The sequence below is a fragment of the Chryseobacterium sp. Tr-659 genome, assembly GCF_011752975.1.
GTDB lineage: Bacteria > Bacteroidota > Bacteroidia > Flavobacteriales > Weeksellaceae > Chryseobacterium.
The window spans coordinates 1-1,074 of record NZ_VWWP01000020.1; the positions used below are offsets into that span (position 1 = coordinate 1).

General features: G+C 64.2%; 1 protein-coding gene. It reads left to right on the top strand.

Annotated elements, in window-relative coordinates:
- The coding region (locus F3J23_RS21500) for an MFS transporter (RefSeq protein WP_167033599.1) at positions 1–919 on the top strand (919 nt) is incomplete at its 5' end.
- Positions 920–1,074: the final 155 nt, after the last annotated feature.

The following is a 1,074-nucleotide window of genomic DNA, read 5'->3' on the forward strand; positions in this document are numbered from 1 at the left end:
GTTAACGCTCGCCAGTAGCGGGCTGGTGTTTACCAGTCTGGTGTTGCTGGGCGGCGGAACCGCGCTGATGGATGTGGTGGTTTATGTCGAAGGAGCAGCGTTTGAGCGGCGCATCGGCAAGTCAATCATGACAATCATTCACGGCTTCTTCAGTTTCGGCACGCTGATCGGCGCACTGGCGGGGCTGGCCATGACCGCAGCCGATATCAGCACCCACTGGCACTTTAGCGTGGTGCTGCTGGTTAACCTGCTGATTGCCGCCCTGGCGCTGCGCCATCTGCCCGCCACCAGCGACAGCGAACGCAGCGAACAGCCGCATCATGGCGGCTTTCTGGCCCAGGTTGGACGTGAACTGCGTGACCGCCAGCTGCTGGTGCTCGGCGTGGTGATTCTGGCGATGGCGCTGGCGGAAGGCTCGGCTAACGACTGGCTGCCGTTACTGATGATCGACGGCCATAACCTCAATCATACCCAAAGCACGCTGGTCTACGCGGGCTTCACCGCTGGCATGACGCTGGGGCGCTTTCTCGGTGGGCTGGTGGTTGATCGTCTGGGTCGCGTCTGGGTACTGCGCGCCAGCGCTTTCTCCGCCGCGCTGGGGCTGACGCTGGTGATTTTCTCCGATAACCCATGGCTGGCGGCGGCGGCCGTGCTGTTCTGGGGCGTCGGCGCGTCGCTCGGCTTCCCGCTAACGGTCTCGGCGGCGGGCGATGGTCATAACAGCGCGGTGCGCGTCACGATTGCCGCCACGCTGGGTTATCTGGCGTTTCTGGTCGGCCCGCCCGGACTGGGCTTTATCGGCGAACATGCCGGATTGCGTATGGCGATGTTGCCGGTACTGATCATGGTACTGCTGGCGCTGGTGTGCGCCGGTGCGGCTGGCCGCCCGCGTCAGGCAAAAACACCGGCGGAACAATAAATCCCAGGGCACGCGCCAGCTGCCCTGCCAGCCATCCGCAGTGGCCTCAAAACGCGCGCGCTGATGGGGCTCGCGGCTGACATCCAGCCACTCCACGCTGTGCAAGGTGATCTGCACCAGCGCAAAGTGCTCGTCGGGCCCGGTGCCCGCCTTTT